Below are 6,000 nucleotides of genomic sequence, written 5' to 3'. Positions count from 1 at the left end.
ACCCCGCTCCGCTTCGCGGATCGACCCTCCCCACAAGGGGGAGGGTAATCACTCCGCGGTGCCTTCCTCATACTCCGCCGACATGGTCAGCCATTTCTCCTCGTGGCCGGCAAGCTGCTGGGCCAGTTGCGAGCGCTCCTTGGCCAGCCGGGTCGCCGTCGACGGATCCTTCTCATAGACGGCCGGGTTGGCGAGTTCGTCCTCGATCAGGTCGATGCGCTTGCGGATGCGATCCATCAGCGCTTCGGTGGCGCGGATTTCCTTGGCCAGTGGTTCGAAGGCGGCGCGGCGCGCGGCCGCATCGCGGCGGCGATCGGCCTTTGATGCCTTCTCGGCCTCGCGCTTGCCACGGCGGTCGCCGGACACGCCGGTGACCAGCGTCTTGTAGTCTTCGAGGTCGCCGTCATACGGATTGACCGCGCCGTCCTTGACCAGCCACAGCCGGTCTGCCGTCGCCTCCAGAAGATGGCGGTCGTGCGAGATCAGGATGACGGCGCCGGGAAACTCGTTCAGCGCATGGATCAGGGATTCGCGGCTATCGATATCCAAATGGTTGGTCGGCTCGTCGAGGATGAACAGGTTCGGCCCCTCGAAGGCCGACAGACCCATCAGAAGGCGTGCCTTCTCGCCGCCGGACAGATCCTTGGCGGCGGTGTTCATCTTTTCGGTGGTCAGGCCGAACTGGGCGACGCGACCGCGCACCTTCGATTCCGGCGCTTCCGGCATCAGCCGGCGGACGTGCTCATAGGCGTTTTCGTCCGGGCGGAGATCGTCGAGCTGATGCTGGGCGAAGATCGCCACTTTCAACCCTGGCGCCACCGTCATGGTGCCGGTTTCCTGCTTGAGCCGACCCGACAGAAGCTTGGCGAAGGTCGACTTGCCGTTGCCATTGGCGCCGAGCAGCGCGATGCGGTCGTCGGCATCGATGCGCAGCGTCATCTTCTTCAGGATCGGCTGGCCTTCGGTGTAGCCGACATTGACGTTGTTCAAGGCAACGATCGGCGAGGCCACGGTCTTCACCGGCTCGGGGAAGGAGAACGGCCTCACCGTGTCGTTCACGATCGCGGCGATCGGCTTCATCTTCTCCAGCGCCTTGATGCGCGACTGCGCCTGCCTCGCCTTGGAAGCCTTGGCGCGGAAGCGCTCGACGAAGGACTCCATATGCTTGCGCGCGGCTTCCTGCTTGACGCGGCCCTTCTCCTGCAATTCCTTCTGCTCGGTGTACTGGCGCTCGAACTGGTCGTAACCACCGCGCCAGAAGGTCAGCTTCTTCTGGTCGAGATGAACGATGGAATTGACGGCGCGGTTGAGCAGGTCGCGATCATGCGAGATCAGCAGCACCGTGTGCGGGTACTTCGACACATAGTTTTCCAGCCACAGCGTGCCTTCAAGGTCGAGATAGTTGGTCGGCTCGTCGAGCAGCAGAAGGTCGGGCTCGGCAAACAGCACCGCGGCAAGCGCCACGCGCATGCGCCAGCCGCCGGAGAAGGACGAGGCCGGGCGGCGCTGCGCGGCATCATCGAAGCCAAGGCCGGCAAGGATGGTGGCCGCGCGCGACTCGGCCGAGTGCGCGTCGATGTCGGCCAGCCGCATGTGGATGTCGGCGATACGGTGCGCATCGGTGGCGGTCTTTTCCTCCTCAAGCAGTGCTGAGCGCTCGAGGTCGGCCTTGAGCACGATCTCGATCAGCGGCTCCTCGGTGCCAGGCGCTTCCTGCGCCACCTGGCCGATGCGGGTGTTCTTGGGCAGGCTGATCGAGCCGGTCTCGGAGGGGAAATCGCCGGTGATCGCCTTGAACAAGGTGGTCTTGCCGGTGCCGTTGCGGCCGACGAGGCCGGCCTTGGTGCCGGCGGGCAAGGTCAGCGAGGCATGGTCGAGAAGCAAGCGTCCGGCCATGCGGAGCGAAAGGTCGTTGATGATAAGCATGCCGGGGCTTTTGCACGGGAGGGCGGCGCTTCGCAAGGGCTTGGGGGGTCGGCTGGCTGCATAAGACATGAAAACGGCGCGCCGAGAGCGCGCCGTTCACAACGGCAAACAACGACCATCTTTCGACAGTCGGCTTGCGCTTACGCCTTTGCCTTGCGCTTCGTCACCTTGGCCGCGGCGGCCGGAACGGCCGGCTTGCGGCCGAGACCCGAGGATTTGGCCAATGCCGAACGGGTCGCGGAGTAGTTCGGCGCCACCATCGGATAGTCCGACGGCAGGCCCCATTTGGTGCGATATTCGTCCGGGCTGAGGCCATGGTCGGTCATCAGATGGCGCTTCAGCGACTTGAACTTCTTGCCATCCTCAAGGCAGACGATGTGGTCAGGAAACACCGAACGCTTCGGATTGACGGCCGGGTTGAGCGCAGGGCTCTCCACCGCGACCGCATTGCCCAACTTGCGGACCGATGCGCTAACGCTTGCGATCAAATCCGGTAGACTAGCAGCTGGCAGTGGATTGTTGCCGACATAGGCCGATACAATGTCAGCGGTCAGTTCAATAGCAGTCTTGTTGTCGAGAGTGTGCAATTTGTTTTTCTCCCGCCGGTGATGCAATTGCCGGCTTTTTTTTGAAGAGTGTTCTCGATGTAACCACTTAACAGCACCCCCCCAGTGGGTCGTTAAGCGTCAGTAAATCATCAAGAATCGGTGCCGGAGGATGTTTCCACATCCGGTTGCAACGTTGCAAATTAGAAAATCTAATACTTCGAGGCGGCTGATTTCGCCGTTGCGGAGCTAACGGGTCTGGAGTCGGCCAATATCTCTAGAATACGTTTCCAGCGGGCGCACCGTCCGAAATCTTTTTGCTCAATCGCCTTTTCGGCTTTCATCGCGGCGTAGAGCGGCGCCTCGGCGCCGAACTCCTTGATCAGCCAGAATGCTTCCTGTCTGGCGAGGCGTTCATTGTCCTCAAGCATGGCTTCCAGCCTCCGAGCGTTCTATGCCCACCGCAATGCAACTGCCGATGACGAGGACCGCACCGGCAATCGCGGTCAGCGTCAGCCTTTCACCGGACAGCGTCAGCAGCAGTGTCGAAGCGATCGGCGTCAGATAGGCGACAACCGCGACCTTGCCGCCGCCTTCGAGCTTCAAGGCGCGCGACCAGAAATAATAGCCCAGCCCCATCGGGCCGGCGCCGAGATAGAGGCCAAGCAGGAGGTCCGCGCCAGTTGGCCAGGCCGCGCCGTCGTGAATACACCACAGCAAGGTCAGGCCGACGCCGACCAGTGCCGAAGGCAAAAGCAGACGCTCCGACGGCGTAGCCAGGCGAGCGACCGCGATCGAGTAGAACGCCATGCACAGTGCCGAGCCGAAGGCGGCGAGATAGCCGACTATGCTGCCCTGGAGAAAAGGCTGGCCGCGACCACCCGAGATCACCAGCGCAACGCCGACAAAGCCGAGCACGGCCGTCAGGCCGAGGAGCACGGGACGCTGCGGCTTGCCCAGCACGATGACTGCCGCCGCGACCATCAGCGGCCAGGTGTAGGCGACGAGATTGGCCTCGATCACCGGCATGGAGGCAAAGGCGATGTATTGCAGCACCATGGTGCCGACCAGGCCGATGATGCCGACCGCGACCGCCTGGGCGGTCGAGGCTGCGTTTTCCGGCGCCACTTTCTTGCGGCTCGCCAGATGGATGACGGCGAACACCAGCGCCGCTCCGCAAAACTGCAATAACTGCACCAGCGACACCGGATGGCTGGCCAGCAGCGATTTGCCGACCAGCGCGTTGGTTGACCAGAGGGCGACCGCGCCAACGGCAAAAACCAGCGCCGATGGCAGGCCGGACCCATCCCGGCCCGACCCATCCCGGGAAGGACGGGACGGCGCCCTGCGCCTATCGCCGACCATGATTTCTTCCGAACCGACGGTCAAACCGGTGTCCACTTCTATGCTCTGGCTACCATGAATCCCTCGAGCCGCCCGGGAACGGCGCATCGGCCGCCACTGCCACCGGACGTTCTTCCTCGAAGCGGCGATAGGCCGGCAGCTGGTTTGTCCAGACGTCTTCGGCCAACTCGTTGACCCATTCACGATCGTGGTCATTGTCGGCTGCGAGATAAAACATGCGGTTGTCATCGACATATGGCTTGGCCACCGAGCGCTGGTTGAGCACCAGCGTGACGCGCTCACCGAACTGGATCGGCGCCGTCCGGTGCAGAACGCCAAGAAACTGGCCGAGCGTCGCGTAGTTCATCTTATGGTCGATGCGCATGATACGGTTGCGCGGGATCTCGCGGCCGGATTCGAGGATGGCGCGGCCAGTCTCGGAATCGTCGCAGTAGATCTCGAGATGGCCGCCAACCAGCGGATTGCTGATCGACAGCGGAATGAGTTCGGTGACCGGAACACCGTCGCAATGCCAATCGACGGCGCCGTCCTTGGGATTCATGAAAGTGACGGTTGAGCCGACGATCGACAGCGGGTATGGCTCGAGCTTGGTGCCCATCATGTCGGACAGACGTTCCAGGCGCAGCTTGTCATGCAGCAGTTCCTTGATCTCCGGAATGAAGCGATCGGCGCCGGTGATGAAGGTCAGGTCGAGATGCTTGTGCACGGCGTGGCTGGACTTGAGCTTCAACGCCGCCTCCTCGATCGCCGCGAGCAACGCCGGGTCGTAGCCGTGCAGATACTGCGCAACGCCGAAACTCGACACTTTCCAGGCTGTCTCGTGACCGATAATGGCTTCACGGCTCATCGCATAGCGCAAATCGGGAATGGTATGGGCGTTCATTCTACTTCTCCAGGGTGGGGGCATCACTTGGTAAACAGTCAATTAATTCGYCCACCCCTGTAAAATTAGGAATGCTGGTGCTAGTGTAAGCCCAGCTTAAGGTCGAAACCCGTGCGTCTGCTCAGTCAGGTCAACCTCAATTCGCTGAAGATCGTCGAAAGTGCCGCGCGGCACCGTAACTTCACGCGCGCCGGTGAAGAGCAGTTCATTACTGCTTCCGCGGTCAGCCAGCGCGTCAAAAGCCTCGAGGACCAGCTGCGCTTCAAGATCTTTCAGCGTGGCGGCAATGCGGTTTCGCTGACGCCGGAGGGCGAGACCTATGTGTCGCGCGTTCGCGAGGCGCTGGAACGGATCGTGGCGGCCAGCATGGAAGCGACCGGACAGTCGCAGGCGCATGTGCTGAAGATTTCGGTGCTGCCGACTTTCGCCGCGCGCTGGCTGTTTCCGCGCCTGCCGCTGTTCCAGCAGCAATATCCCGAAATCGAGATGCGGGTCTCGACCTCCTATGCGACGAATGAGTTCGCCACCTCCGAGTTCGACATGGAGATCCGCTACGGAGACGGCAGCTTTCCAGACCTGACGGCGGACCTCCTGTTCAAGGAGGATYTGACGCCGGTATGCAGCAGAAGGCTGTTCCACGAGATTCTCGGCGACAAGCCGCTGTCAAAGGTGACGCCGGACGACCTCAGGTATTTTACGCTGCTGCATTCCGACACCTGCACGCAGAACTGGCAGTCGTGGCTGGGTTTTGCCGGCGCGAGCTCCGTGCTCGGCGAGGCCAAGAGCATCTATTTCGATTCCTGCATGATGTCCTATGAGGCAGCTAATGCCGGCATGGGCTTTGCAGTCGCCAACCGTGCCTATATGGCGAGCGACATCCGCGCCGAGCGACTGGTGGCGCCGTTTGCCGTACATCACCCCAACACCGCCGGCTGGTACTTCGTCAGCCCGGTCACCGCGCCCTATGCGCGCAAGGTGGAAGTGTTCAAGCAGTGGATCATGGCCGAGGCGGCGCTGACGCAGTGCCAGCTGGACGCCGAGATCACCAGCGGCCCGGTGCTACGGCAGGCGATGGCCTGAGGTCGCCAGGCCTGACTTCAGCACCACGCGGAACGCGCTACCAAACCCTGCAAGATTTTCAGGGTGTTCTGCTGATTTTGTGCAGGAGCGCCGTCATGAAACAGGCCGATGCAGGCCGCCCCATGACGCAGAGGAAAGACTCAGCTATCTTCGGTCGTGCGGCGGGCCTGTTTTCCCGCTTGGCCGGCGCTTTCAGCTTCC

General features: G+C 62.2%; 6 protein-coding genes. 1 reads left to right on the top strand and 5 read right to left on the bottom strand.

Annotated features, from left to right (window positions below):
• Positions 1–48: 48 nt before the first annotated feature.
• The 5 genes from AC1DYJ_RS19370 to AC1DYJ_RS19350 form a co-directional block, all read right to left on the bottom strand.
• A complete protein-coding gene (locus tag AC1DYJ_RS19370) occupies positions 49–1,926 on the bottom strand; it encodes an ABC-F family ATP-binding cassette domain-containing protein (RefSeq protein ID WP_477287984.1) in 1,878 nt (625 codons plus the stop codon).
• 140 nt (positions 1,927–2,066) lie between these two features.
• Positions 2,067–2,513, bottom strand: coding sequence for a Ros/MucR family transcriptional regulator (locus AC1DYJ_RS19365; RefSeq protein WP_477287986.1), 447 nt, complete (start codon positions 2,511–2,513; stop codon positions 2,067–2,069).
• 170 nt (positions 2,514–2,683) lie between these two features.
• The gene (locus tag AC1DYJ_RS19360; RefSeq protein ID WP_477287988.1) at positions 2,684–2,902 is read right to left on the bottom strand and encodes a hypothetical protein; all 219 of its coding nucleotides are present in this window, start codon (positions 2,900–2,902) and stop codon (positions 2,684–2,686) included.
• Positions 2,895–3,836 (bottom strand): DMT family transporter, encoded by a 942-nt coding sequence (locus tag AC1DYJ_RS19355; protein WP_477288188.1) that lies wholly within the window; start codon positions 3,834–3,836, stop codon positions 2,895–2,897. The genes AC1DYJ_RS19360 and AC1DYJ_RS19355 overlap by 8 nt, the downstream gene beginning before the upstream one ends.
• Positions 3,837–3,885: 49 nt before the next feature.
• Positions 3,886–4,719 carry a hypothetical protein gene (locus AC1DYJ_RS19350; RefSeq protein WP_477287990.1) on the bottom strand — a complete coding sequence of 278 codons (834 nt, stop codon included), beginning with the start codon at positions 4,717–4,719 and terminating at the stop codon, positions 3,886–3,888.
• 111 nt (positions 4,720–4,830) lie between these two features.
• Here AC1DYJ_RS19350 and AC1DYJ_RS19345 point away from each other — a divergent pair, with 111 nt between their 5' ends.
• Positions 4,831–5,799 (top strand): LysR substrate-binding domain-containing protein, encoded by a 969-nt coding sequence (locus AC1DYJ_RS19345; protein ID WP_477287992.1) that lies wholly within the window; start codon positions 4,831–4,833, stop codon positions 5,797–5,799.
• Positions 5,800–6,000 lie beyond the last annotated feature (201 nt).

The sequence above is a fragment of the Mesorhizobium sp. P2_B11 genome (genome assembly GCF_056404855.1).
This window is presented reverse-complemented; position numbering and strand designations above follow the sequence as displayed.

Excerpts from the sequence above, each read along its gene's own strand:
- AC1DYJ_RS19370 (WP_477287984.1), bottom strand. The coding sequence starts at position 1,926 with ATGCTTATCATCAACGACCTTTCGCTCCGCATGGCCGGACGCTTGCTT.
- AC1DYJ_RS19360 (WP_477287988.1), bottom strand. The coding sequence starts at position 2,902 with ATGCTTGAGGACAATGAACGCCTCGCCAGACAGGAAGCATTCTGGCTG.
- AC1DYJ_RS19355 (WP_477288188.1), bottom strand. The coding sequence starts at position 3,836 with ATGGTCGGCGATAGGCGCAGGGCGCCGTCCCGTCCTTCCCGGGATGGG.
- AC1DYJ_RS19350 (WP_477287990.1), bottom strand. The coding sequence starts at position 4,719 with ATGAACGCCCATACCATTCCCGATTTGCGCTATGCGATGAGCCGTGAA.